Origin of the sequence: Streptomyces sp. NPDC093600, from assembly GCF_044764755.1 — a bacterium.
In the GTDB taxonomy this organism is placed as follows: Bacteria; Actinomycetota; Actinomycetes; order Streptomycetales; family Streptomycetaceae; genus Streptomyces.
Map to the genome: position 1 here is coordinate 496358 of NZ_JBIWIU010000003.1, position 23199 is coordinate 519556.

Sequence of the window (23199 nt, forward strand, 5' to 3'; positions counted from 1 at the left end):
CCGTACGGCTCGTCCCGCTCCGCCTATCCTGTGGGCCCGACACGCGGGACAGACCGCCGAGACGACGCCGAAGGACACCTCCGCCATGCCCCCTCACGCCACGGACGGCCCGGCTCCCAAGGGGCGCAGCCGCCGCAACTTCGCCGGAACGCGCCCGGTGATGGAGGACGTGGCACGGCTCGCCGGTGTCTCCAAGCAGACCGTCTCCCGCGTCCTCAACGACAACCCGGCCGTCCGCCCCGAGACCCGTACGGCCGTCCTGGACGCCATGTCCGCACTCGGCTACCGCCCCAGCCGCAGCGCCCGCTCCCTGGCCAGCGGCCGGACCCGCATGCTCGGCGTCATCTCCTTCGACGCGGCGCGCTACGGCCCGGCCTCGATCCTGACCGCGATCAACAAGGCGGCCCAGGAGCGCGGTTACCTCGTGAGCGCCATCGCCCTCGACACAGCCGACCCCGCCACGGTGGTGCGGGCCGTGGACCGGCTGTCGGCGGAGGGCGCTGACGGCGTGATCGCCATCGCCCCGCAGGACGGGGTGCGCCAGGCCCTGCTGGAGGCCCGCATCGACGGCCCCCTCGTCGTCCTGGAGAACGACCTCGGCGACGGCACCCCCCTGATCACCGCCGACTCCCATGCCGGAGCCCGTGCGGCCACCGAGCACCTCCTCCGCCTCGGCCACACCACCGTCTGGCACATCGCGGGCCCTCGCGGCTGGACCTCCGCCGACCGGCGGGCGGCGAGCTGGCGCACCACCCTGGAGACGGCGGGCGCGGAAGTCCCCGAACTCCACGTCGGCGACTGGAGCGCCGACTCGGGTTACGACCTCGGCCGCAGACTCGCGGAACGCCCGGACGTCACCGCGGTCTTCGCCTCCAACGACCAGATGGCCCTCGGCGCCCTGCGCGCCTTCCACGAGGCAGGCCGCCGCGTTCCCGACGACGTCAGCGTCGTCGGCTACGACGACATCCCCGAGGCCGCCCATCTGCTCCCGCCGCTCACCACCGTACGCACGGACTTCACCGAGATCGGCACCCGCTCCCTGCGCCTTCTCCTGGCGCACATCGACGGCCTCACCGAACCGGGCGTGGAACCGGTCGTCCCGGTCCAACTCATCGTCCGCCGCAGCACCGGACCGGCCCCCCGACGCTGACCAGGGCCACGGCGATCCGGGAACCGGCCCGCGCGCTCGGCGGTCCTCAGCTGTTGATCATGTCGCGGGTCTGGGCGTAGACCTTGGCGTCGGTGAGCAGCCCGTTGTGGCTCAGGCAGGCCGTCCGCGTGTTGAGGGCCCCGGAGAGGGCGACGCTGCTGTCGGGGTTGATGACCGTGTCGCACGGCGACCACCACGTCGCATAGCGGGGGAGTCCCGGTGTCTCGTCGCCGGAGTTGAGCGCGGTCAGGAAGTCCGATCCGATGCGCATCTCGTGGCACGAGGTGTCGAAGCAACTGTTGGCGGTGTCCGTTCCGTGGTTGGGCCCGCCGAGCGATACCCATGCCTCGGTCTTCGAGTCGCCGCCGAGGTTCTTGGCGTAGTGGCGCGAGGAGAGGCCGCCCATGGAGTGGGTGACGACATCGACCTTCGAGGCTCCCGTGGCGGCGAGCAGCCGGTCCACCTCCAGGGCGAGCTGCTCGGCGGTGGTGGCGTTGGACTGCCGGGAGTCGTAGCTCCACCGATCGAGGTGCGAGGCGGGCCAGCCGTCGTTCTTGAACCGGCTCACCATGGTGTCCCAGTTCGACGCGCTGCCGTTGTAGCCGTGTACGAACAGGATCGGGTTGCTGGAGGGGCCGAACGTCGACGTGTCGGTCGCGGCGGCGGCCGGAGTCATGGCGGCCGGCAGGGCGAGCAGAAGAGCGGCGGCCGCAGCGGCCACGATGACGTGCTTTCTCACACTGACCTCACGGAGATTCCAAGGCGAGCGGGGACAGCGCGTGTGGGGCGCGCGGGGGAAGCGGTGAAGAGAGCTGTCGTCCCGGGTCGCGGAAAGACCGAACACACCAGTGCCGTACGAGGGTGCCGAAAGGTTACTGCCGGGTATGCGGTAGATGGCAAGACGCGTGCGCGAAATGCTTCCCGGTCTTCCCCGAGGGCGGCCGGCGTCCTTCCGGTGTTCTGCCTCGTCGAGGTACGAGCACGACCCGCGTCCCCTGGTTCGACGCCGACGACCCTGATCACGCGGAGTGGCTCGTCAAGGGAAGACGACCATCGCGAGCGCGCCGCAGACGTCGACGACGCAGCACCACTCCGACCACGCCCGGGGGACGACCCTCCCCGTCCGGTGGTGCGAAGTCCCAGACACCGCGCACCAGCCATCCGGCGGCCAGGATGAAGAGGCCGCCGCCCCTCCGGACCACGACCGGGGTACGCCGGCGCCGGCCGAGGCCGTCTCACCCGGGCCCGTACCGAAGCGGCCGCGCGCCTGACCCTGACGAGCGTGGCGGCTCCTCGCGGATTCGGCACGGCCGAGTCGCTGCGGCAGGCCTTCACCGGCCGGTACGGGACCTCTCCCGCCCGCTACCGGGAGACGCGGAGGCGGCAGCCGCCCCGGTGACGCGCGCGCCACGCCCCGCCCGCTCGCGAGCCGGAGCGCGAGCCGGCGGGGTGGCGCGCCGGTGGGCCTCGCCGTGTGGCCCGGCCGGTCAGCTGTCCGTGGAAGGGTCCTGACGGCTGGTGTTCCGGCGCAGGCGGTCGGTCTGGCGGGTGATGGTGTCCACCCGGGCGGCGAGATCGGGGTGCTCGGCCTCCAGGTGCTCATGGGTCTCGATGAGGGGGCGGACGAGGGCCGCGGCGTCGTCGTCGCCGAGGGCTTCGGTGAGCCGCGCGACGGGTGCGTGCGACGCGGCCGGAAGGTTCCCGAGGGTGGTGATCTGCCCGGCGAGCTGGCGCAGGTCCGCCGCGTTGCCGCGGGCCCAGGCGGTGACGGAGCGATCGGCGGCGCGGCGGTCGCGGGTGGCCTGTACGCGCTGCTCGCCGGTGGTGCCCTCGGCGCCGGGGCGTACCCGCAGATAGCGGCGCTCGGCCGCCTGGCGGCTGGCGACGCCGAGCGGATGGGCGAGCTCGGCCCAGCTGGCGCCCGCCTCGCGGGCCGCCTCGATCAGCGCCGGTTCCCATCCGGCGAGCTGTTCCCGAAGCTCCCGCAGCAGCAGGAGCGCGGCCAGCGCCTGCTCGGAGCTGACCGGGCGGGCTTCCGGATCCTCCTCGGTCCGAGGGGCCTGGGCCGTGCGGACCGCCTCGTCGATCGCGGACAGCGCCGCCGAGGCGGCGAGGAAGGACGTGGCGGCGGGGCCGGCCCGTCGGGGCTGGTCGGCTGCGGTCATGGGCTCCGGCTCCCCTTTCGTCAGTCGTTCTTCAGTCGTTCGTCGGTCGGCTCGTCAGCCGGCTCGCAGTCGGTGTCACCCTTACGACGACATCGTGGTTGTCATCGTTTAGATGACATGTTACAACGGTGCCAGGTGAAGCGCATTGGCAGTTCTTGCCCGAACCGACTGGAGGTGTTTCGCGATGTTGATGCGCACCGACCCGTTCCGCGAACTCGACCGGCTCACCCAGCAGCTCCTGGGCACCACCGGCACCTGGTCCAAGCCGTCCCCGATGCCCATGGACGCGTACCGCGAGGGCGACGAGTACGTGATCGCCTTCGACCTGCCGGGAGTGACGAGCGACGCGATCGACATCGACGTCGAACGGAACATGCTGACCGTCAAGGCCGAACGCAGGCCGGCCACGAAGGCCGACGACGTGCAGATGGAGCTCTCCGAACGGCCGCTGGGCGTCTTCTCGCGCCAGCTGATGCTGGCCGACACCCTGGACACGGAGCACATCACGGCCGACTACGAATCGGGTGTGCTGACCCTGCGGATCCCGATCGCCGAGCGCGCCAAGACGCGCAAGATCACGATCGGCGGCGGATCCGGCCGCAAGGAGATCAGCGGCTGAACCGGCACGCCCGCCGGCGCCGCGCGGAGGACGGGATCCTCCGCCGCGCGGAGGACGGGATCCTCTCCTCCCCTCCCGTCCTCCGCCCGCCGGGCCGCACCGAAGCGAACACCACGACCAGAGAAAGGCAGCCCTCCTCCATGCCCGTCCTGTCGGAACAGGCCCTGGCCACGCCTGCCATGACGTACGACCAGATGCTGGAACGAGTCCGCTACGAAGGCGCCTACCCCACCCGCGAACGAGCCGAGGACACGGTGCGGGCGGTGCTGGCCGCCCTCGGCCGCCAGATCACCGGCGACGAACGCGTCGACCTCGCCGCGTGCCTTCCGCTCGAAGCCGCCCGCGCGTTCACCTGCCAGATCCCCGCGACCGAGCAGCTCACCGGCTGGGGCTTCGTCAAGGATCTCGCCGGCCGCATCGGCGGCACTCCCGCCACCGCCCGCTGGGACACGGGAGCCGTCCTCAACGTCGTCGCCCAGCTCGCCGGCCGCGACCTCCTCGACCGCGTACTCGCCCAGCTCCCGCCGGGCTACAGCCTGCTCTTCGGCCGCGCCGAACTCACGCGGGCCGCCTGACCGAGCGCCATGTGACGCCGACGGGAGCGAGCCGACAGGCCCCGGGCGCTCCGGGCAGGTGGTGTCGGGGACGCCGCCTGCCCGGGGCCGCCCGAGAGGACCACCCGTTCGGCCCAGCGAAGCCGCCTTCCGCGTCCGCGGCGGCCACGACCGGAGAAGAATCACGGTAGTGCCCCGCACGACGCACGGGCGGCATCCGTCGCGACCGTGCCCCCACGGCCGAACGGAGCCCCATGGCGACGCACCCACAGCCCGGGGACGCGCACGCACAGCCCGGACCTCCGCAGGCCCAGCCCGGGGACGCGCACCCACAGCCGCCGTACCCCCGGCCCGACTCCCCGCGCTGCCTGGTCACCGGAGCCGGCGGGTACATCGGCGGCCGGCTCGTCCCCGAACTGCTCGACGCCGGCCATCGCGTCCGCTGCCTCGCCCGTACACCCGCGAACCTCCGCGACCACCCCTGGGCCGACCGGGCCGAGGTGGTGCGCGGCGATGTCACCGACGCCGGCAGCCTGCGCCCCGCCCTGCGCGACATCGACGTGGCGTACTACCTGGTGCACTCCATGGGCGCGGGACGGGACTTCGAGGAGACCGACCGCCGCGCGGCACACACCTTCGCCGAGGCCGCCCGCGCCGCCGGCGTGCGCCGCATCGTCTACCTCGGCGGCCTCACCCCGCGGGACATCCCCGAGGAGCGGCTCTCCCCCCATCTGCGCTCGCGGGCCGAGGTCGGCCGGATCCTGCTCGACTCCGGCGTCCCCACCACCGTGCTCCGCGCCGCCGTCGTCATCGGCTCCGGCTCGGCCTCCTTCGAGATGCTCCGCTACCTCACCGAGCGGCTCCCCGTCATGGTGACCCCGAGCTGGGTCGCCACCCGCGTCCAGCCCATCGCCGTACGGGACGTGCTGCGCTACCTCGTCGGCAGCGCCCGGATGCCGGACGACGTCAACCGTGCCTTCGACATCGGCGGCCCCGACATCCTCACGTACCGGGACATGATGATCCGTTACGCGGCCGTCGCCGGGCTGCCCCGGCGGCTCATCCTCCCCGTCCCGGTGCTCACCCCGCGCCTGTCGAGCCAGTGGATCGGGCTCGTCACGCCCGTGCCGGCCGCCCTCGCCCGCCCGCTCGCGGAGTCGCTCCGGTACGAGGTCGTCTGTGCCGAACACGACATCGCCACCCACGTCCCGGACCCGCCCGGGACGCCCGTGCCCTTCGACCGCGCGCTCTCCCTCGCCCTCCAGCGCGTCCGGGACGCCCAGGTCACCACCCGCTGGTCCTCCGCGTCCCTCCCCGGCGCCCCGAGCGACCCGCTCCCCACCGACCCCGACTGGGCGGGCGGCAGCCTGTACACCGACGAGCGCGAGCGGACCGTCGCCGCGAGCCCCCGGGCGCTCTGGCGGGTCATCGAGGGGATCGGCGGCGAGAACGGCTGGTACTCCTTCCCCCTCGCCTGGGCCGTGCGCGGCTGGTTCGACCGGCTCCTCGGCGGAGTCGGCCTCCGCCGGGGCCGACGGGACGCGGAGCGGCTCAGGGTCGGTGACGCGCTGGACTTCTGGCGGGTCGAGGAGATCGAACGGGGCAGACTGCTCCGGCTGCGCGCGGAGATGCGGCTCCCCGGACTCGCCTGGCTGGAGATGTACGCCGAGACGGACGACGCGGGCCGGACCCGCTACCGGCAGCGCGCCCTCTTCCACCCCCGTGGCCTCGCCGGACAGCTGTACTGGTGGAGCGTGGCACCGTTCCACGCCGTCGTGTTCGGCGGCATGGCGCGCACCATCGCGCGCACCGCCGAGAGGACAGCCGAGAGGACAGCCGGGACCGGTGGGCCCGCGGCGGACCCCACCACCGAGGCCGAGTCCATCCCCAGGAAGGGCGGCGCATGAACGTCTCCGTCGTCCTGTTCACCTCCGACCTCCGCCTCCACGACCACCCGCCCCTGCGTGCCGCGGTGGAGTCGGCGCCCGAGGTCGTTCCGCTGTTCGTCAGGGACCCCGCCGTGGACCGGGCCGGATTCGCCGCCCCCAACCGGCTCGCCTTCCTCGCGGACTGCCTGACCGACCTCGACGCCGGGCTGCGGGACCGGGGCGGCCGGCTCGTCGTGCGGTGCGGTGACACCGTCTCCGAGGTCCTGGCCGTGGCACGGCTGACCGGCGCGGGCGAGGTGCACATGGCGGCCGGGTGCAGCGCCTTCGCCCATGTCCGGGAGGACCGGCTCCGGCACGCACTGGAGTCCGACGGGCGCCGCCTCCGCGTCCACGACGGGGTGACCACCGCCCTGCCGGCCGGTGCGGTGACCCCGCACGGCTCGGACCACTTCGCCGTCTTCACCCCGTACTTCAGGCGCTGGCAGGCGGAGCGGCTCCGTGCTCCGCTCGCGCCACCCCGCACGGTCCGCGTGCCGCCCGCCGTACGGTCCGAGCCCGTGCCCGCCCGGCCCCCGGTCGCGGCCGTGTCGGCGGGCCTGGCCACCGGCGGCGAACGGGAGGGCCGCAGAAGGCTGACCGCCTGGCTGTCCCGGCACGCCGACGCGTACGAGGCGCGCCACGACGACCTGGCAGGCGACGCCACCTCGCGCCTCTCCCCGTACCTGCACTTCGGCGCGGTGTCGGCGGCCGAGGCGGTGCACCGGGCGCGGGCCAGAGGCGGCGCGGGCGCCGAGGCGTTCGTACGCCAGTTGTGCTGGCGAGACTTCCACCATCAGGTGCTGGCGGCCCGTCCGCGGGCGGCGAAGGAGGACTACCGGACCCGGCACGACCGCTGGCGCCGGGGCGAGGACGCCGAGGCGGACCTGCGGGCGTGGCGGGAAGGACGCACCGGCTATCCCGTGGTGGACGCCGCCATGCGCCAACTGGCCCATGAGGGCTGGATGCACAACAGGGGCCGACTGCTCGCCGCCTCCTTCCTCACCAAGACGCTCTACATCGACTGGAGGGTGGGCGCGCGGCACTTCCTCGACCTTCTCGTCGACGGTGATGTCGCCGACAACCAGCTCAACTGGCAGTGGGTCGCGGGGACCGGCACGGACACGCGGCCCAACCGGGTCCTCAACCCCGTACTGCAGGGCAAGAAGTACGACCCCGAGGGCGCCTACGTGCGCCGCTGGGTCCCTGAACTCGCCGGCGTACCGGCCCGGTCGATCCACGAGCCGTGGAAGCTCGCCGGCCTCGGGCGGGAGGCCGGAGGCTACCCCGAGCCGCTCGTGTCGCTCGCGGAGGGACTCGCCCGCTTCCGGCACGCTCGCGGCCTGGACTGAAACCCGAGGAGACCGTCGGCGAAGGCCGCGGATTCGGGTGAGGGTCAGGCCACGGCGTAGTCGGTGGGGGCCGGCTCGACGAGGTCGAAGGCGAGGGTGGTCTCCTCGGCGAGGTTCGCGGCGATCTCGGCGTTCTCGTGTCCCGCGAGGGTGAGTTCCTGGATGCGGGTGAACAGGACGCGGTGCACTCCACCGAGCAGGGCGGCGGCTGTCCGGGGCGCGATGTCGCCCGCGTCGGTGCCGGTGGCCTCCGCCAGGGCGCCGGCCGGCGCGGCCTCGCGCCGGTCGTGCAGGCCACGCAGGCAGGCCGAGAGGGTGGGACTCTCGGCGACCATGCGGGAGAACTCCTGCCCGGCGAAACCGGCGACGGGGTCCTGCGCCGCGACGGCGGCCCGGAAGGCCCGGCGAAGGGCCGCGACCACGGACTCGCCCGGCTCACGGGCGGCGACGGTACGCGCCAGGCTCGCGGCGAACTCCTCCTGGTGGTCCAGCGCCATGCCCTCCTTGCGCGGGAAGTAGTTCGTCACCGTCTTCTTGACCACGCGCGCGGCGGCGGCGATCTCCGCGATCGTCGTCCGTTCGAATGGACCTGAGTTCACGTCCGTAGCAAGATCATGGCGTCCCGTTGCGCCGCGTTCGGCAAGGAGCCCCATGCAGATCTCCACCACCACCGTCTCCCTCACCGTCGACGACGTCGCCGCGTCGCAGGCGTTCTTCACCAAGCACCTCGGTTACACGGAGGCCGCGGCCGCCGACGGCTTCGCCTCGCTCACCCGCGAGGACGCCGCGGCCGACATCGTCCTGCTCAGCCGCGGTACGGAGGTTCTGCCGGCCGACCAGCGCGACCAGCGTGCTTCCGGGCTGATCCTCGCCTTCACCGTCACGGGTCTCGAGGACGAGGAGAAGCGGCTCCGGGCGGAGGGTGTCGAGATCACGATGCCGCTGCGCGAAGAGCCGTGGGGAGAGCGCCTCTTCCAGGTCACCGACCCCAACGGCGTCGTCGTTCAGTTCGTCGAATGGGCGGCCCGGGCCGACGCCTGAGCCGGTCGGCAGCCTTCCTCCGCTGGGTCCTGCCCCGCGAACCGGCGCCTACATCGCGCCGGTTCGCGGGTCCCCGCCCGCTCGGGACCGGTCCGCGATCCGCCGCAGCGCGAGCAGGCCGCCGACCCCCGGGACCGCGGCGCGCCACCGGGTGCCCGGCGGGGCGGCCGGGATCATCGCGGCGGCCGCGATCACGACGAGGTAGGCCGTACCGTGCAGCGGTCCGATCAGCGCCGAGACGGACTGCGTGTGCGTGGTGACCAGGTTTCCCAGCAGAACGGCGAGGGAGACGGCCTCGGCGCCGGCGGCGATCCGCAGCGTACGCACGGTGGTCACGCTCCCGTCGTCGAGCCGGGGCGGACGATCATCAGGATGACCACGATCGCCCAGAGCACGTTGAAGACGCCGGTGAGCATGGTCAGCCGGGCCGCCGCGCGACGCGGTCCGTCCGGCGCCGCCGGGTCCGGCTCCGATGTCAGCAGCCGCCGCTGACCGGGCAGGATGGCGGCGGCGAGAAGCGCCGCGGCGATCAGGGTCAGCAGGAGCGAGGCGATCAGCCAGGCGTCGGTGAGGACGCCGAGGGAGGCGCCGGTGGCGATCCCGAAGACCGGCACGGCGAGACCGGCGACCGCGTAGCCGCGGCAGATCCGGTGCAGGAGGGCGGCGACCCCGGCGGCCCGGCCGTCGGCCTCCTTCGCCCCGACCGCCTGGAGCGCGTAGCGCGGGAACATCGAGGCGGCCACGGTGATCGACCCCACCGCCAGGATCGCCACGAGGACATGGACGGACAACAGCACCTTGGTCACGAGGGCCTCCGAGCCGGAGTGAATGTGTTGGCTGCCAATACATACACTGCCTACGGTGGCTTTGTGTAGGCTGCCTACTCATGAGGGCAGACGCGGTGCGAGGGCACCTGGACGGACTGCTGCTGGCCGTGCTCGAACCCGGCCCGCTGCACGGGTATGCGATCATCGCCGCGGTCCAGCAGCGCAGCGGCGGCGCGCTGGAGCTGCGCACGGGGACGATCTACCCGGCGCTGAACCGGCTGGAGCGGCTCGGGCTGCTCAGCAGCAGCTGGGAATCCGTCGGCGAGCGGCGACGGCGGTGCTACGAACTCACCGACGCGGGGCGGCACACCCTGGCCGGTGAGCGCACGGCCTGGAGCGAGTTCACCGCGGCGATCGGCTCGGTCCTGAACCCGGCCACGCCGCCCGGACTCACCACATGAACGCCACCGGCCGGCGAGCCGGCCCCGTCGAGGAGTACGTGGCGGTCCTGACGGCCGCCCTGCACGGACCGGCCCGGGCCAAGGCCCGGATGATCCAGGAGATTCGCGACGGCCTCGACGACACGGTGGCGGCGTACACCGGCGAGGGGGCGACCGCCCAGGAGGCGGCTCGCCGGGCCGTGCGCGAGTTCGGGGCCGCCGAGGAGCTCGTCCCCAGCTGCCAAAGGGAACTGACGGTCGCTCAGGCCCGGCACACCGCCCGGGCCGTCGTCCTGACCGCCCCCTTCCTCATCGCCTGCTGGTACCTGGCCGCGACCGCCGGTCACGAGCAGAGCTGGCAGTCGTCGCAGACCTGGCAACTGCCGCGCGTGGCTCAGCTGCTGGCCGCCCATCTGGCCGGAGTGGCCACGCTCGCCGCCCTGCTCGCCGCGGTGACGCTGGCCGCCACGGGCACGCTCGCACGCCGACTGCCCACGCCCCACCGGCTGCCCCTGACGGTCGCATGGGCCGGTACCACCGCCAGCGTGGCGATGGCGGTCGCCGTGCTCGCGCTCCTCACCGCCGCCGTCCTGGCCACGAACTGGCCCCTGCTCGCCTTCGCCGGCCTGCTCGCCGCCGCGTCGCACGCCTCCATGGCGGCCTCCGCCCGCGCCTGCCGCCGCTGCGCACGCCTCCCCACAGCGAACCCCGCTGTCCACGGGTCGCCTGCCTGACGCGCCCTCAGGTCAGAACGGCGGGGGAGGCGGTCCGGTCAGGAACAGGGCCCGGAGGAGAGGCCGACCACAGCACCTTCCAAGACGCGGCCCACGGCCGGGTCGGCCCAGCCCGGATCGAGCGGCGCGGGGCGGACATCCCGCGCATCGGAGCCAAGACCGCCGCGGGCCCGTGGACCTTCGTCCGTCACCGGACTTCTCCGCTCATCACATCGTCGCCCCAGGCCGTCAGCCGCTTCGCGAGTTCGCCCTCGCCGCTCAGCACATGCCTGCTGAAGGCGTTCCGCTCGTGCGCCAGCACCGCTGCCTCCCACACACAGGGGGCGAGACCCTGCCGTCCCGGCCGCATCTGACCGGTGGCACCGGCCGGGCCGGTGAAGATCGCCAGATCGGACATGTATCCCTCGATCCAGGTATGCACGAGGACGTAGTCGCCGTCACCGCCCGCGTGCACCAGCAGGACGGCGAGCCCGAGGGAACCGCGGGCACCCCCCGTCGCCAGGTGGTCCGCGGCGAGTCTCAGCGCCGCGGACCTCTGCTGCGCGGCCACCTCGCGTCCGGGAGCCTCGATCGCGTACACCTTCACGAGGTGACCCGACGCTTCGTGTGTGCCCAGCGGATGCACGGTACGGGCGTGATGGTTCGCAGCAAGTGCAAGCAGCTCACCGGTGGTTACGGGCGCGGGCAGTCGGCCCGGCGACAGCGGAACGAGATCAGTCATACGAGCATTCTGGCGGACATGACGTGCGTTCCCTGATGGATTCCACGACCCGCCGGACGAGTCCTCGTGTGCGCTCGGACCACCTCCCCGATGACAGCCGCATGCGCGGGATCGACTTCCCTGGCGCCGGCCGTGTGCTCACACTCCTAGCCGATCCCGCCGATCCCACCGGGCCGCGGCGAGATCGGCGAGACACCCCCGGGTCCGCTTCCGGTCAGCTCACCGGATTGCCCCCGAAGGTCACGGCGAGGCGGCCGTCCGAGGCGAAGGACCAGGCCATGGCGCCGGCGTACGAGGAGCAGCGGGAGCCGTTCGAGCCCAGCCAGAACTGGTTGGAGCCGTCGACGTCACCCACGGTCTTGTCGTTCGTGCCGCTGCCGGCGCGGCAGGAGACGTTGTTCCGGAACACCGAAGTCCCGGCGTCGAACGAGAAGTTGCGCTGCGCGTTGTCGACGCTGATGTTGTCCGACACCGACATCGTGCCCGGGTTCCTGTTGTAGGTGAACCCGTGCTTGCCGTTGCGGTAGGCGATGCTGCGCCGGATCACGTGGTCGACGCCGATGTCCTCGCCGCCCAGCTTGTAGCCGTTGCGGTCGCCGTTGGCGTTCACGGTGCCGTCGGAGAGCGTGCCGTTCGCGTAGGCGAGGGAGTCCTCGATGGTCACCGGGCCGATGGGGCCGGTGTCGGTCTTGGTGTAGAGGTCCCAGCCGTCGTCGATGTTGTTGTGCGCCACGGCGTAGCGGAAGACGTTCCCCGGGCCGACGGTGAGCTTCGCCGCGAAGCCGTCGGCGTCCTCGCCGTCCGAGTCGGCGTTGTCGTGCGACTCCGCGCTCAGGACGAGGTTGTGGGACGGCCACTGGTCGCGCGGGGTGGTGGAGGCCATCCGGGAGAGCTGCAGCCCCGAATCCCGGTTGAAGCGCGTCACCGTACGCTCGAAGACGTTGTGACTGCCGCCGACGAAGATCCCGTTGTCACCGGCGCGTTCGACGACGATGCCCTTGACGTGCCAGTACGAACCGTTGACCGCGAGCCCCCGGTTGGCCGGAGCCTCGGTCATGGCCGAGAAGTCGAGCACCGGGGTCTCGCCGGGGTAGGCGGACAACGTGGTGCGGGCGCTCGACGTGCCGTTCTTGCCCGCCGGGACGGTGACGGTCTGGGAGTAGCGGTAGGTCCCGCCGCGCAGGTAGATCGTTCCGCCCGGAGCGACACGGCTGATCGCCGACGTGAGCGTCGTCGGGGCCGATTGCGTACCGGCCGCGCCGTCGCTGCCGTTCGGCGCCACGTACAGCGCGCCGCTCGACGGCGGGGTGGTGCCCCCGCTCACCTCCACGTCGAGGGCGTCGACATTGGGCAGGCCGGTCGCGGCGGTGGGGCTGAGGCGGATCGTGTTGCCGCCCGCCCTCACCGGCACCGTCAGCGTCTGCGACGCCCACGTGTTCCAGGCGCCCGTGCTCGCGAACGACGTGGACGCGGCCGCCGAGCCGTTCACCGTGACGCTCGCCGGCCGTGCGGTGGTGGTCCCGTTGGCGAACCGGACCCTCAGCGTCGCCGTACCGGCCTGCGCCGCGTCGACGGTGAACTGGACCGCCGCGCCCACGGCGTTCCTTCCGTTGCAGAATCCGCTGCCGGAGTAGCCGGTCCAGTCGGAGTCGATGGTGCCGTCGCACGTGGCCGGCGCCCGCTCGGCCTCGTAGCGGACCGGCGCGGCCGCCGCCGTGGCGGTGGGGAGCGCCACGAAGGTGCCGACCGCCAAGGCGGAGCATGCCAGTAAGGACAGCGGTGATCTCGAGTTCATGGGGGTCTCGCCCTTCTCCGTGTGGTCGCCTGCGGAGCAGGCGTGGGGGGTGCGGCTCTCGACACGAGAGATAGAAAGCGCTTCCTAGAAAGCGCTTGCCACGTTAGGAGTCCGCCATGGGCACGTCAATAGACGTGCGGGCGTGAACCGCGAGCACGCAGCGCGAGGTGGAGAAGGTGGTCGGCGGTTCCGCGTCCGCCTGGAAGCCCGTGTGCGGAGCGCTGTCCGGAAGAGCGTCTCCAGTCGCCTGCTGACGAGCCGTCGAGGCCGGGCGCCGCCGAACGGTTCCGGGCCGGCCGGGGCCCCGTTCCGTACGGTGCGATGCGGGCGGGGCGCCGGGCCGACCGGAGGTCCTTTTCGCTCCGTCGGCCCAGCGGGGCCGTCCTCGGATGGCACAGTCCGGCGAAGTACGCACTAGTTGTCATCAAGTGTGCGCTTCTCTGGCGTATCACGAGACAGCCACGGTGGACGCCTACCGGATGTTCCACGAACGGAGCCCGCGATGACCCCCGACCCCTTCCACACCCATCCGGCGGAAGACGACACAGATCGGACCGCCGGGCCCGCTAGCGCGCCGGATCCCGGGTTCGCCGTCCCCCCGCACCCGGCTCCCCACACCCCGTACACCCCGGCCATGCCGAGCACGCCCCCCGCTGTGCCGCCTGCCGCACCTCCGGCTCCCCCCAGTGTCCCCGTCGTGGCGGCGGCACCGGTGGGCCCGGAGTACCCCGAGGAGCCCGGGGGATCGACGGCGACAGCCGTACCGGCCCGCCCGGAGCACGCCCCCGAGGCCCCACGGGCGGCGCCGGAGGGATACGAGCCGCCGGTGGAACCGGTCACCGCCGTGCAGCCGCCCGCCGAGCCCCCGGTCGAAACTCAGGCGGAGCCCCCGACGCGGACCGCCTCCGAGCCCCGGACCCAGAGCGCGCCCGAGCCGCTGACCGAGCGTCGGGCCGAGACCGCGTCCGCGCCCGCGCCCGGGACCGAGCCGCGCGCCGAGACCGCGCCCGAGCCTCAGAGCGGGACGCAGCCGCAGGCCGCGGCGGAGCCCCAGAGCGAGCCGCTGCCTCAGGCCGCGGCCCAGCCCCGGACCGCGCCCGAACCCCCGACCGTGGCCGGGATCCAGACGGCGGCCGGGACCGAGGGTGGGTTCCCGTTCGAGCCCGACTCCGAGACCGGTGACGAAGCGATACACACCCTCCTGTGGACGGCGGCGACCGAGCGCCCGGTCGACGAGGTCGCCTCGCTGGTCGCGCGGCTCAAGCAGACCGGCGCGCTGTCCAGCCCCGCCGACGTGGCGCTCCGCGCGGCCGCCGTCTCCCGTCCCCTGGACGAGGTACGGCAGCTGCTCGCGCTGCTCAACGCGTCGGGGTACGACATGCATCAGGCCGAGACCACGCTCCGCGCCGCGGCCGTGGGCCGACCCATCGAGGATGTCGTGCAGCTCGTGAGCATCCTCGGCACCGACAGCAGCGACTGGCGCAGCCTCGGCGGCGGGGATGCCGAGGAGCGGAAGGCCGGGACCGCCCAGGCCGACGGCGTGAAGGCCGGCAGGGAAGCCGTCCCGGTCGTGACCGCCGCCGCCAAGCCGCCGCGAGGGTCCGCGAAGTGGCCGGCCACCCTGGACGGCGCGCTGGCGTCCGGTCCGGGGAGCCACGCCCCCTCTCCGGCGGTGCGGTCGGCGCTCCGCTGGCCCGCGGCCCTCGCGCTGTTCGCCTGCGGCCTCATCCATCTGCCCACGGACATGGTGGGTCTGCGGACGGGCGGGCCGGCGGAGACGCTGACCGTGGCGGTCACGATCCTCTGCCTCCTGTGCGGGATCTGGCTCGTGGTGCGGGACACCCTGATGGTCTGGGCCGCCGCCGCGGGGCTCGCCGTCGGAGTCATCGCGCTCCATGTCCTCGCCAGCGCCCGCACGGTGGATCTGCTGCACAGCAGTCTGGGCTCCACGTTCGCCTGGGCGAAGGCCACAGCGGTGCTGAGCGCCGCGGCCGTCATCGCCCTGGCGGGCTCGGCCCTGATGCGCCACACCAGAACCACCAGCGCGGCGGACAGCGCCTGACACCGCCGACCGCAACCCGGCCTGACGGCCGGCTCCGCCCGGGCAGCCCGTCGCTGCCCGGGCGGACGTGTGTCGTCGACACCGGAGCGGGACAACGGGCAACGCGGCCCGGCCGGCTGTCGGACCGCCCGCCCTGCTCAGCCCGCCCGGGGGCGGCGTGCAGCGACGCGGCCGGGCCGTCTGTCGGCCCGCCCTCGTCGGCCCCGCCCTGCTCGGCTCCGCCGGGGGTCGGCGTGCCGCGACGCGGCACGGTCGGCCGTTGGGCGGGCGGACCCTCTCACCCCCGCCCAGGTCGACGTGCCGCGACGCCGCCCGGCCGGCCGTCGGACCCGCCCTCCTCGGCCTCGCCCCGGGTCGGCGAAGATGGTGGCGTCACCTGTTCCGAGCGCGTGAGGAGCGACGGCAGATGCCCACTTCCGGGTCCGGGTCCGGGTCGAGACCGCCGACGATCGCCGACGTCGCCAGCGCCGCCGGGGTGTCGCGTACGACGGTCTCCCACGCGCTCAACGGGCTCGGAAAGGTCGACCCCCGGACCCGAGAGCGCGTCAAGCGGGTCGCCACCGAGCTGGGTTACCGCCCCAACCTGCGGGCCCAGCGGCTGCGGCGTGGTCAGGCCAAGGCCATCGCGCTCGCCTCGTCCATGCCGTTCGCGGTGGCCGCGGGGCCTTCCCGGCTCGGCTTCTACATGGAGATCGCCGCCGCTGCCGCCGAGAGCGCGCTGCTGCACGGCTACGCGCTCGTGCTCGTACCGCCCGTGGAGTCGGGTTCGGGGCTCCACTCCGTCGACATCGACGGAGCCATCGTCGTCGAGCCGGATGAGAACGACGCCGCTGCGGCCCATCTCAAGGAGCGCGGGCTTCCGTACGTGGCCCTGGGCAGGCCCGTGGCGCCCGACGAGGCGGCGCCGTACGTCGATCTGCGCGGCGAGCTCGTCACCGAACTCCTCCTCGCCCATCTGCGCGAACAGGGCGCCCAGCGGCCGGCGCTGCTCATCGGGGCCGGACGGCGCCACTCGTCGGTCGACGCGCGAGCCGCGTACGAGCGCGTCGCCGCGGAGTTCGGCTGGACGCCGATCGTGGCGACCGCCCCCGAGGCCGGTGGCGAACAGGCCGGTTACGAGCGCTGTGCGGAGCTGCTCGCCCGGCATCCCGGGATCGACGCCGTCTGCGCGCTGGTGGACGCCTTCGCCGTCGGCGCGGTGCGGGCGATCCGGGACAGCGGGCGCGCCGTACCGGACGACGTCATGGTGGTCACCCGGTACGACGGGCTGCGGGCCCGTACCTGCGAGCCGCCCCTCACGGCCGTCGATCTCCATCTGGACCGGGCGGCGTCCGACGCGGTCGAGCTGCTCCTCGGCCGCCTGCGCGATGAGGGGGCGGCCGCCGCGACTGCCGCCCCTCCACCCGAGCCCCGGGTGATCGCGCGCGCCTCTTCGCTGAGGGTCACAGACCCGCGATGAGCACCAGCCCGGAGACCAGCGCGAACCCGAGTACGAACAGGCGCATCCTGCGGGCGTCCATACGGTGGTGCACCAGGCGGCTCAGCCACGCGCCGGCGGCGATGGCCGGCAGCAGTGCCACGGCCAGGCCGAGGTCCGCCGACTGCCCCTTCCCCGCCGCGAACAGCAGGACGAGCGAGGCCACTTCGCCGACGAGGAAGCAGGCGGCGACGGTGGAGCGCAGTTCGGCCGGTGGCCGGTGCTGGTACACCAGGGCGAGCGGCGGGCCGCCGACGCCGGTGGCGGTCTCCGTCAGACCGGTCACCGCGCCCGCGCCGACGTAGGCGGCCCGGCCGGGCGTGAACGCGGGAGCGGCGAGGCTGACCACCGCGGCCAGGACGGTGGCGATGCCCACGAAGAGGCCGAGGCTGCGCTCCGGGATCAGCCAGAGCAGCGCCAGCCCGCCGGGTGTCGCGGCCAGTCGCGCGGCGGTGATCCAGCCCGCCCCGCGCAGATCGAGCGAGGCGCGCTCGCGCCAGGCGACGTACACGTTGAGCGGGATCATCGACGCCAGGACGAACACGGGCAGCAGGCCGGGATCGAGGATCCCGGCCACGGGCGCGACGATCAGCGCGAAGCCCAGCCCGCTGCTGCCCTGCACGAACGCGGCCACGGCCACGGTGACGGCGAGGACGGCCAGTGTCTCGGTGCTCACGGGGCGGTGCTCCGGACCCGTGCCGCCGTCGAGGTGGGGTGTACGCGGGTGATGGGCGCCCGCTCCACGGCGGCGCGGGCCAGCTCGACCGCGCGTCGGACGAGCCCGGGGCCGTCCCAGCTGGTGGGCATCCCGCGCCACAACCGCATCCGGCCCGCGACGAACACGGCGGTGATCTGGTCGCGGTTGCCGCGCCGTACGAGCTCCCACGGCACGTCCCAGGAGAGCGCCAGTTCGGGGTTGGTCACGTCGACGACGAGGAAGTCGGCGGCGAGACCCGCGGCGATGGCGCCGGTACGGGCACGCAGGCCCACGGCGTCGGCGCCGCCGCGTGTGGCGGCCTCCAGCCAGGTCCATCCCGCGCCGCACGACGAGTCGCCGGTGGCGAGTCCGTACGTGATCCGCTGGGCGAACTCGGCCGCCTCGGCCAGCCGGAACCCGTCGCCGCGGGTACCGTCCGTGCCGAGGCCGAAACGGATGCCGCGTTCGGCCATGGTCACGGCCGGTGCGACGGCGTTGCCCTTCCAGGCGCTGGCGACCGGGTTGTAGCTGACGGCGGCTCCGGTGTCGGCGAGCAGGCTCAGTTCACGCGGCGTGAGCAGGGTGGCGTGAGCTGCGAGCAGATGGGAGCCGAGGACGCCGATGTGGTGCAGGTGCTCGAGCGGGCGCATTCCGTGCCGGAGCAGGGAGCGTTCGACAGCGGCCAGATGTTCGTTGACATGGATCTGTACGGTCGCTCCCGCTTCCGCGGCGAGGCGGGCGACGCTGCGCAGGGTCGCGGAGGTCGCCGCCTCGGGGATGGAGACGGCGAGGGAGGAGTGGACGAGCGGATCGCCGTCGTACCGGGCGAGATGTTTCTCCGCGTCGGCGAGGACGGACGCGCCGCCGTCGCCGGCCCCAGCAGCACCGGTCGCAGCAACGCCGGGCGCGGAGGCGCCCGCTAGGGAAGTGTCGTCGCAGACGAGGCCCAGAACACAGCGGATTCCGGCGTCGCGGGCGGCGCAGGCGACGACATCGACGTCCACGGCGGCGCGGGTGCCGGCGTCGGCGACCGTGGTGAACCCGCCGCGCAGTGCCTCCAGGGCCGCCAGCTTGGCGGCGGTGTAGGCGGATTCCTCGTCCAGCGCGCCTTCCAGCGGCACCCACACCCGCCGGAAGATCTCCGACGGCTCGCCGAAGGCCAGCGCGGAGCCGAAGCTCTGCGTGAGGTGGTGGTGGGCGTCGACGAAGCCGGGCATCAGCAACTGACCTGCCAGTTGTACGCCGTCGAGGTGCGGGTGCGTGCGCCGGAGCTCCTCCACGGGGCCCACGGCCTGGAACGAGCCGTCGGCGACGACGACCGCGAAGCCGTCGGCCGGTCCTTCGGGCAGCAGCACGGCGTCCGGTACGAGGAGGAGCGGGCCGGGCCCGTCGAGGAGCTCGCGGGTGAGCTGGTTCATCGGTCACTTTCCGTACGGCTGGTGGCCAGGCGGGCGGCGATGCCGGGCCTGACGTGGTGGAAGAGGATGTTGAGCACGGCGGCGACGCACGCGCCCACGGCGACACCGCTTTCGAGGAGGATCCGGAGGTTCGGAGAGAACCCCGCGTACACCCCGGGGATCAGGATGGGCAGCAGGCCGAGCGCGAGGGCGACGGCGCAGATGAAGGTGTTGGTGTGCTGGTCGAGGTCGGAGCGGCCGAGCATCTGCACGCCGAGCACGGTGATGACCGCGAAGACGACCATGGCGGTGCCTCCGATGACCGCGGCCGGGATGACGCTGATCGCACGGGTCACGGGGGCGAGGAAGCCGATGGCGATGAGGACCACGCCGGCCGCGGCGGTGACGTACCGGCTGCGTACACCCGTGACGCGGACGATTCCGATGTTCTCGCCGCTCGTCACCATCAGCGGCAGTCCGAAGAAGCCGCCGAAGAGGGAGGTCAGCGCGTCGCCGCGGATGGTCTTGGGAACGGCGGTCCGCCGGTCGATCGTCTTGCCGACGGCCTCGGCGTTGATGACGGTCTGGCCGGTGGCCTCGGCCATGGAGGCGAGGCTGTAGAGCATCAGGGGCAGCGCGGCGAGAAGGCTGAACTGCGGGGAGCCGAACGGCAGCAGGTGCGGCAGGCTGATCAGGCCGCCACCGGAGGCGGCCCCGGCGTCGATGTGGCCGAGGACCGCGGCCAGCGCGGTGCCGGCGAGGAGCCCGAGCATGACGGCGAGTTGGCGCAGGATGCCGGTGAACAGCAGGTAGAAGACGACGGTGAAGCCGATCGTCGCCATGCCGAGCATCAGATTGGTGGGATCGGCGAACCCCGCCTCGCCGGGTCGGCCGGTGACCAGAACGGCCCCGACCTTCACCAGGTTGACCCCGACGATCACGATCATCGTGCCGATGACGAGGGCCGGGAAGAAGGCGAGCAGCCGCGAGAAGACGGGCAGCACGACGAAGTAGAAGAGGGCGGTCAGGATGACCGCGCCGCAGGCGGTGGGCAGTCCGTGCTGCTCGGCGATGGCGAGGAAGAGGATGAGCGGCGCGCCGCCCGGCAGCATCACGAACGGCAGCCGGGGACCGAACTTCCATGGCCCCAGCGACTGGACCAGCGATCCGACGCCGGAGAGGACAAAGGCCGCGGAGAGCAGGTCGACGGTCAGACCGGCGTCGAGGCGGAGGGTGGCGCTCATCAGGAAGATCGCCGAGATCGGCGTGGCGGCCATCACGAGGACGTGCTGGATCCCGAAGAGGAGGATCCGGCCCCACGGTCGGGACTCGTCGACGGGGTGGACTGCCGAGCAGTCGGCAAGGCCGACGGGGTCGGCGGGGTCGGTGGGCTCCGGCGTCGGGGGCTGTTCCGTACCGGAAAGGGTCTGGCGGGGACTGGACACGTTCGAGCTCCGATCGGCGTTCGACACGTTCGGGTTCAGCCGCGATCCGGCCCTGGACGGGGAGCCAAATCGATTTGGCCATCGATTTGGCCGCAAGTATGTGAGGGCGCGCGGCGGCCGTCAAGAGCCGGAGGTGTTCTGGTGGTAAATGCCGTGGACAACGAAATCCGCACCGCAGGCCACCGGCGACCATGGATTCGTAAGTTACCGAAGGGTTTTACTTCAATAAACACGGTCCCTGGTCTTGCATGAGGGCGCACGCGTCCGCGAGGATCTGACTCCGGCCCGGGAGCCCTTCGCCCCGTGGCCCCCTCACGCCTCCATGTCTGGACGCCTGGCCGCGCACCGGTAACCCCGTGCCGCCAGCCGGTGAACCGCCTGATCCGCGCGGCCGCCCGGATGACCCCTTTCGAGGCTCACCCTTCCGCGACCCGGCGTCGCGCTCCCTCTCGTTCACCTACCTCAAGGCAAGGCAGAGATGGCACCACTGGCCTCGCGCCGACGACCCGTCACCACCCCGCACCCGGTGGACGAGGTCCTTCCGCTCCCCACGCTCGCGCTCTACGGATTCCAGCACGTCCTGGCCTTCTACGCCGGCGCCGTGCTGGTACCGGTGATCCTGGGCAACAGCCTCGGACTCTCGCGGCAGGAGCTGGTCTATCTCATCAACGCCGACCTGGTCACCGCCGGTATCGCCACCATCATCCAGGCGTGGGGCTTCTGGCGTATCGGAGCGAGACTCCCGCTCGTCCAGGGCGCGACCTTCACGGCCGTCTCGCCCATGATCGCCATCGGTCAGGGGGCGGGCGGCGGCACCGCCGGACTGCTTGTGGTGTACGGCGCCGTGATCACCGGCGGTATCGCGGCCTTCCTCTTCGCCCCGTTCGCCGGACGGCTCGCCAAGTACTTCCCCCCGATCGTCACCGGCACCCTCCTCACCGTCATCGGCATCGTCCTCATCCCCGTGGCGCTCCAGGACGTCGGCGGCGGCGCGGCGCTGATGGGCGGGCCGCGCTACGGCGACCCCGCCCACCTCGCGTACGCGGGCGGCACGCTCCTGTTCATCCTGCTGGTGGTGCGGTTCGGCGGTCCGTTCCTGCGCAGCATCGCGGTCCTGCTGGGACTGGTCGGCGGAACCGCCGTCGCCTGGCTCCTCGGCGACGCCGACCTCGGCGCGGTCGACCAGGCCGACTGGCTCGGCGTCAGCACGCCCTTCCACTACGGCATGCCCCACTTCTCCGTCTTCCCCATGCTCGCCATGGTCGTCGTCATGCTCATCACCATGGTGGAGACCACGGGAGACGTGTACGCCATGGGCGAGATCACCGGCCGGAAGGTCGACGGTGACACGGTCAGCCGTGCCGTGCGGGCCGACGGCGTGGCCACCGTCCTCGGCGGGATCTTCAACTCCTTCCCGTACGTGGCCTTCGCGGAGAACATCGGCCTGGTCCGGATCTCCCGCGTCACCAGCCGGTTCGTCGTGGTCGCGGCCGGAGTCTTCATGATCCTCCTCGGCCTGGTACCGAAGGCCGGCGCCGTGGTCGCCTCCGTCCCGCACCCCGTGCTCGGCGCCGCCGCCGTCGCGATGTTCGGCATGGTCGCCACGGTCGGCATCCAGATCCTCGCCAAGGTCGACCTGCGCGAGGAACGCAACGCCCTCGTCCTCGCCGTCAGTCTCGGCGCCGCGATGCTGCCGACCGCCGTCGCGCCCTTCTTCGAGCGCATGCCCACCGAGGTGCGGGCCGTCCTGGGCAGCGGCATCACTCTCGGCACGCTGACGGCGGTCCTGCTGAACCTGTTCTTCCATGTCTTCGAGAGCCGCCGCAAACGGGAGGACATCGACTGGGACGGGCTCGCCGCGTACGACGACGGGACGGGCCCGCAGACCGCCACGGCCCGCTGACCCCGTTTCCCGCTCCGCGGAGTCCGTTCCCGCTCGCGGAGCCGCCCCGCGCAGCCGCCCACCGAGGTGATCCGTACGTGTCCCACCCTCCGTTCTCTCCCGTCCAGGCCCGGGCCGCCCGCCTCCGCATCGGCCTGACCCCGGAACAGGTCGTCGCCGCCATGGCGCAGTTGGGCGTGCGCCGTCCGGTGGAGGCCGTCACGGCCTGGGAGTCGGGGGCGGTCGCGCCCTCGGAGACGGAACTGTTCGCCCTGGCCGACGCGCTGTGGTGCCCCGTACCGGAGCTCATGGCGCTGCGGCCGAGATCCCTGCGCGAGCACCGCCTGGCCCGGCAGTTCACCGCCGAGCGGCTCGCCCAGCGCATCGGCATGGACCCGCGGGACTACGCCCGCGCCGAGGAGGACCACCACTGGCGCGGCACCGACCGGCAGACCCTGATGCTCGCGGACGCCCTCGGCCTCGAACCGGACGAACTGCTGCGGGTCATCGTCCGGGCCGGCGAACTCGACCGCCTCCTGCGCCAGGCCGTCGAAGGCCGGTGGAAGCAGCACACCGCCGCGCTCGGCCGGCTCGTCGGCGCACCCGAGCGCAGCGTGGCGCAGGCGTTGCGCACCTTGCACCAGGAGTATGCCCACTTCAACGAGCGCTACATGGGCCATCTCGTCGCCCGCAGCGACCACGCGCGGCTGAGGGAGATCGCCACGGAACGCGCCGGGTGGCTGCACGCCCTGCCCGACCGTTTCCTGCACCTCATCGGCCACGACACCCGGCCGTCGCGCTGAGCGCGCCGCACCCGCCCGGCCCACCGCCTCCCGCCCCGCGGTGCTGGGGAACGCCGCTCCACGTGCGGAGGCCGGCGGCCCCGTGGGGGACCGCCGGCCCGTGTGCCCGCCAGGCTCCTGCCTGTCGGACCGAGTTTCCTGCCTGTCTTACCGAAGAGTCCGCCGATCCTTCG

Annotated in this window: 22 protein-coding genes; 12 read left to right on the forward strand and 10 right to left on the reverse strand. The window is 73.0% G+C overall.

Going from position 1 to position 23199, the window contains the following annotated elements:
- The first annotated feature begins 85 nt into the window (after positions 1-85).
- A complete protein-coding gene (locus ACIRB4_RS12180; RefSeq protein WP_403290174.1) occupies positions 86-1150 on the forward strand; it encodes a LacI family DNA-binding transcriptional regulator in 1065 nt (354 codons plus the stop codon).
- 46 nt (positions 1151-1196) lie between these two features.
- Here the strand turns inward: ACIRB4_RS12180 and ACIRB4_RS12185 are convergent, their stop codons facing one another.
- Together ACIRB4_RS12185 and ACIRB4_RS12190 are read right to left on the reverse strand one after the other, a co-directional pair.
- Entirely contained in the window at positions 1197-1889 is a 693-nt protein-coding gene (locus ACIRB4_RS12185) for an esterase/lipase family protein (protein ID WP_403290175.1), read from the reverse strand.
- A 748-nt stretch (positions 1890-2637) separates the two neighbouring features.
- Positions 2638-3315, reverse strand: a complete 678-nt coding sequence (locus ACIRB4_RS12190) for a type III effector protein (protein WP_403290176.1) — start codon at positions 3313-3315, stop codon at positions 2638-2640.
- Between the two features lie 184 nt (positions 3316-3499).
- On the opposite strand from ACIRB4_RS12190, the gene ACIRB4_RS12195 reads away from it, so the two are divergent.
- From ACIRB4_RS12195 to ACIRB4_RS12210, 4 genes are all read left to right on the forward strand, one after another.
- Positions 3500-3934: an Hsp20/alpha crystallin family protein gene (locus ACIRB4_RS12195; protein WP_403290177.1), complete on the forward strand. Its 435-nt coding sequence runs from the start codon at positions 3500-3502 to the stop codon at positions 3932-3934.
- A 140-nt stretch (positions 3935-4074) separates the two neighbouring features.
- The gene (locus ACIRB4_RS12200) at positions 4075-4509 is read left to right on the forward strand and encodes a DUF2267 domain-containing protein (protein WP_403290178.1); all 435 of its coding nucleotides are present in this window, start codon (positions 4075-4077) and stop codon (positions 4507-4509) included.
- Positions 4510-4742: 233 nt separating this feature from the next.
- On the forward strand, positions 4743-6395 hold the full coding sequence (locus tag ACIRB4_RS12205) for an SDR family oxidoreductase (protein WP_403290179.1): 1653 nt from the start codon (positions 4743-4745) through the stop codon (positions 6393-6395).
- A complete protein-coding gene (locus tag ACIRB4_RS12210; protein ID WP_403290180.1) occupies positions 6392-7765 on the forward strand; it encodes a cryptochrome/photolyase family protein in 1374 nt (457 codons plus the stop codon). The genes ACIRB4_RS12205 and ACIRB4_RS12210 overlap by 4 nt, the downstream gene beginning before the upstream one ends.
- A gap of 44 nt (positions 7766-7809) precedes the next feature.
- On the opposite strand, the gene ACIRB4_RS12215 is transcribed toward ACIRB4_RS12210, so the two are convergent.
- The gene (locus ACIRB4_RS12215) at positions 7810-8418 is read right to left on the reverse strand and encodes a TetR family transcriptional regulator (RefSeq protein ID WP_403290181.1); all 609 of its coding nucleotides are present in this window, start codon (positions 8416-8418) and stop codon (positions 7810-7812) included.
- Between ACIRB4_RS12215 and ACIRB4_RS12220 the strand changes: the two genes are divergently transcribed.
- Entirely contained in the window at positions 8417-8806 is a 390-nt protein-coding gene (locus ACIRB4_RS12220) for a VOC family protein (protein ID WP_403290182.1), read from the forward strand. The two genes, ACIRB4_RS12215 and ACIRB4_RS12220, sit on opposite strands and share 2 nt — an antisense overlap.
- Positions 8807-8854: 48 nt before the next feature.
- Here ACIRB4_RS12220 and ACIRB4_RS12225 read toward each other — a convergent pair whose 3' ends face one another.
- Together ACIRB4_RS12225 and ACIRB4_RS12230 are read right to left on the reverse strand one after the other, a co-directional pair.
- Positions 8855-9142 carry a DUF3817 domain-containing protein gene (locus tag ACIRB4_RS12225; RefSeq protein WP_403290183.1) on the reverse strand — a complete coding sequence of 96 codons (288 nt, stop codon included), beginning with the start codon at positions 9140-9142 and terminating at the stop codon, positions 8855-8857.
- A complete protein-coding gene (locus ACIRB4_RS12230; protein ID WP_403290184.1) occupies positions 9139-9612 on the reverse strand; it encodes a hypothetical protein in 474 nt (157 codons plus the stop codon). The genes ACIRB4_RS12225 and ACIRB4_RS12230 overlap by 4 nt, the downstream gene beginning before the upstream one ends.
- 80 nt (positions 9613-9692) lie before the next feature.
- On the opposite strand from ACIRB4_RS12230, the gene ACIRB4_RS12235 reads away from it, so the two are divergent.
- Positions 9693-10034: a PadR family transcriptional regulator gene (locus ACIRB4_RS12235; protein WP_403290185.1), complete on the forward strand. Its 342-nt coding sequence runs from the start codon at positions 9693-9695 to the stop codon at positions 10032-10034.
- Positions 10031-10747, forward strand: coding sequence for a permease prefix domain 1-containing protein (locus ACIRB4_RS12240; protein WP_403290186.1), 717 nt, complete (start codon positions 10031-10033; stop codon positions 10745-10747). The genes ACIRB4_RS12235 and ACIRB4_RS12240 overlap by 4 nt, the downstream gene beginning before the upstream one ends.
- A gap of 187 nt (positions 10748-10934) precedes the next feature.
- On the opposite strand, the gene ACIRB4_RS12245 is transcribed toward ACIRB4_RS12240, so the two are convergent.
- Both ACIRB4_RS12245 and ACIRB4_RS12250 read right to left on the reverse strand, forming a co-directional pair.
- Positions 10935-11468 (reverse strand): hypothetical protein, encoded by a 534-nt coding sequence (locus ACIRB4_RS12245; RefSeq protein WP_403290187.1) that lies wholly within the window; start codon positions 11466-11468, stop codon positions 10935-10937.
- A gap of 214 nt (positions 11469-11682) precedes the next feature.
- Complete coding sequence (locus ACIRB4_RS12250) at positions 11683-13263, reverse strand: CBM35 domain-containing protein (RefSeq protein WP_403290188.1); 1581 nt, start codon at positions 13261-13263, stop codon at positions 11683-11685.
- A 697-nt stretch (positions 13264-13960) separates the two neighbouring features.
- Here ACIRB4_RS12250 and ACIRB4_RS12255 point away from each other — a divergent pair.
- Positions 13961-15325: a hypothetical protein gene (locus ACIRB4_RS12255; protein ID WP_403290189.1), complete on the forward strand. Its 1365-nt coding sequence runs from the start codon at positions 13961-13963 to the stop codon at positions 15323-15325.
- A gap of 406 nt (positions 15326-15731) precedes the next feature.
- Complete coding sequence (locus ACIRB4_RS12260; protein WP_403290191.1) at positions 15732-16784, forward strand: LacI family DNA-binding transcriptional regulator; 1053 nt, start codon at positions 15732-15734, stop codon at positions 16782-16784.
- Here the strand turns inward: ACIRB4_RS12260 and ACIRB4_RS12265 are convergent.
- From ACIRB4_RS12265 to ACIRB4_RS12275, 3 genes are read right to left on the reverse strand one after another with little or no spacing between them, the layout of a single operon-like run.
- On the reverse strand, positions 16768-17478 hold the full coding sequence (locus ACIRB4_RS12265; RefSeq protein WP_403290193.1) for a sulfite exporter TauE/SafE family protein: 711 nt from the start codon (positions 17476-17478) through the stop codon (positions 16768-16770). The genes ACIRB4_RS12260 and ACIRB4_RS12265 overlap by 17 nt on opposite strands.
- Complete coding sequence (locus tag ACIRB4_RS12270; protein WP_403290195.1) at positions 17475-18917, reverse strand: amidohydrolase family protein; 1443 nt, start codon at positions 18915-18917, stop codon at positions 17475-17477. The genes ACIRB4_RS12265 and ACIRB4_RS12270 overlap by 4 nt, the downstream gene beginning before the upstream one ends.
- On the reverse strand, positions 18914-20341 hold the full coding sequence (locus ACIRB4_RS12275) for a uracil-xanthine permease family protein (RefSeq protein ID WP_403290197.1): 1428 nt from the start codon (positions 20339-20341) through the stop codon (positions 18914-18916). The genes ACIRB4_RS12270 and ACIRB4_RS12275 overlap by 4 nt, the downstream gene beginning before the upstream one ends.
- Positions 20342-20819: 478 nt before the next feature.
- Between ACIRB4_RS12275 and ACIRB4_RS12280 the strand changes: the two genes are divergently transcribed.
- Positions 20820-22244 carry a nucleobase:cation symporter-2 family protein gene (locus ACIRB4_RS12280; protein ID WP_403290200.1) on the forward strand — a complete coding sequence of 475 codons (1425 nt, stop codon included), beginning with the start codon at positions 20820-20822 and terminating at the stop codon, positions 22242-22244.
- Between the two features lie 77 nt (positions 22245-22321).
- Positions 22322-23026, forward strand: a complete 705-nt coding sequence (locus ACIRB4_RS12285) for a helix-turn-helix transcriptional regulator (protein ID WP_403290203.1) — start codon at positions 22322-22324, stop codon at positions 23024-23026.
- The last annotated feature ends 173 nt before the right edge of the window (positions 23027-23199 follow it).

Coding starts and splice junctions, on each gene's coding strand:
- ACIRB4_RS12210 (WP_403290180.1), top strand. CDS start 6,392: ATGAACGTCTCCGTCGTCCTGTTCACCTCCGACCTCCGCCTCCACGAC.
- ACIRB4_RS12240 (WP_403290186.1), top strand. CDS start 10,031: ATGAACGCCACCGGCCGGCGAGCCGGCCCCGTCGAGGAGTACGTGGCG.
- ACIRB4_RS12270 (WP_403290195.1), bottom strand. CDS start 18,917: ATGAACCAGCTCACCCGCGAGCTCCTCGACGGGCCCGGCCCGCTCCTC.
- ACIRB4_RS12280 (WP_403290200.1), top strand. CDS start 20,820: ATGGCACCACTGGCCTCGCGCCGACGACCCGTCACCACCCCGCACCCG.
- ACIRB4_RS12220 (WP_403290182.1), top strand. CDS start 8,417: ATGCAGATCTCCACCACCACCGTCTCCCTCACCGTCGACGACGTCGCC.
- ACIRB4_RS12195 (WP_403290177.1), top strand. CDS start 3,500: ATGTTGATGCGCACCGACCCGTTCCGCGAACTCGACCGGCTCACCCAG.
- ACIRB4_RS12200 (WP_403290178.1), top strand. CDS start 4,075: ATGCCCGTCCTGTCGGAACAGGCCCTGGCCACGCCTGCCATGACGTAC.
- ACIRB4_RS12250 (WP_403290188.1), bottom strand. CDS start 13,263: ATGAACTCGAGATCACCGCTGTCCTTACTGGCATGCTCCGCCTTGGCG.
- ACIRB4_RS12180 (WP_403290174.1), top strand. CDS start 86: ATGCCCCCTCACGCCACGGACGGCCCGGCTCCCAAGGGGCGCAGCCGC.
- ACIRB4_RS12235 (WP_403290185.1), top strand. CDS start 9,693: ATGAGGGCAGACGCGGTGCGAGGGCACCTGGACGGACTGCTGCTGGCC.
- ACIRB4_RS12245 (WP_403290187.1), bottom strand. CDS start 11,468: ATGACTGATCTCGTTCCGCTGTCGCCGGGCCGACTGCCCGCGCCCGTA.
- ACIRB4_RS12205 (WP_403290179.1), top strand. CDS start 4,743: ATGGCGACGCACCCACAGCCCGGGGACGCGCACGCACAGCCCGGACCT.
- ACIRB4_RS12190 (WP_403290176.1), bottom strand. CDS start 3,315: ATGACCGCAGCCGACCAGCCCCGACGGGCCGGCCCCGCCGCCACGTCC.
- ACIRB4_RS12260 (WP_403290191.1), top strand. CDS start 15,732: ATGCCCACTTCCGGGTCCGGGTCCGGGTCGAGACCGCCGACGATCGCC.
- ACIRB4_RS12215 (WP_403290181.1), bottom strand. CDS start 8,418: ATGGGGCTCCTTGCCGAACGCGGCGCAACGGGACGCCATGATCTTGCT.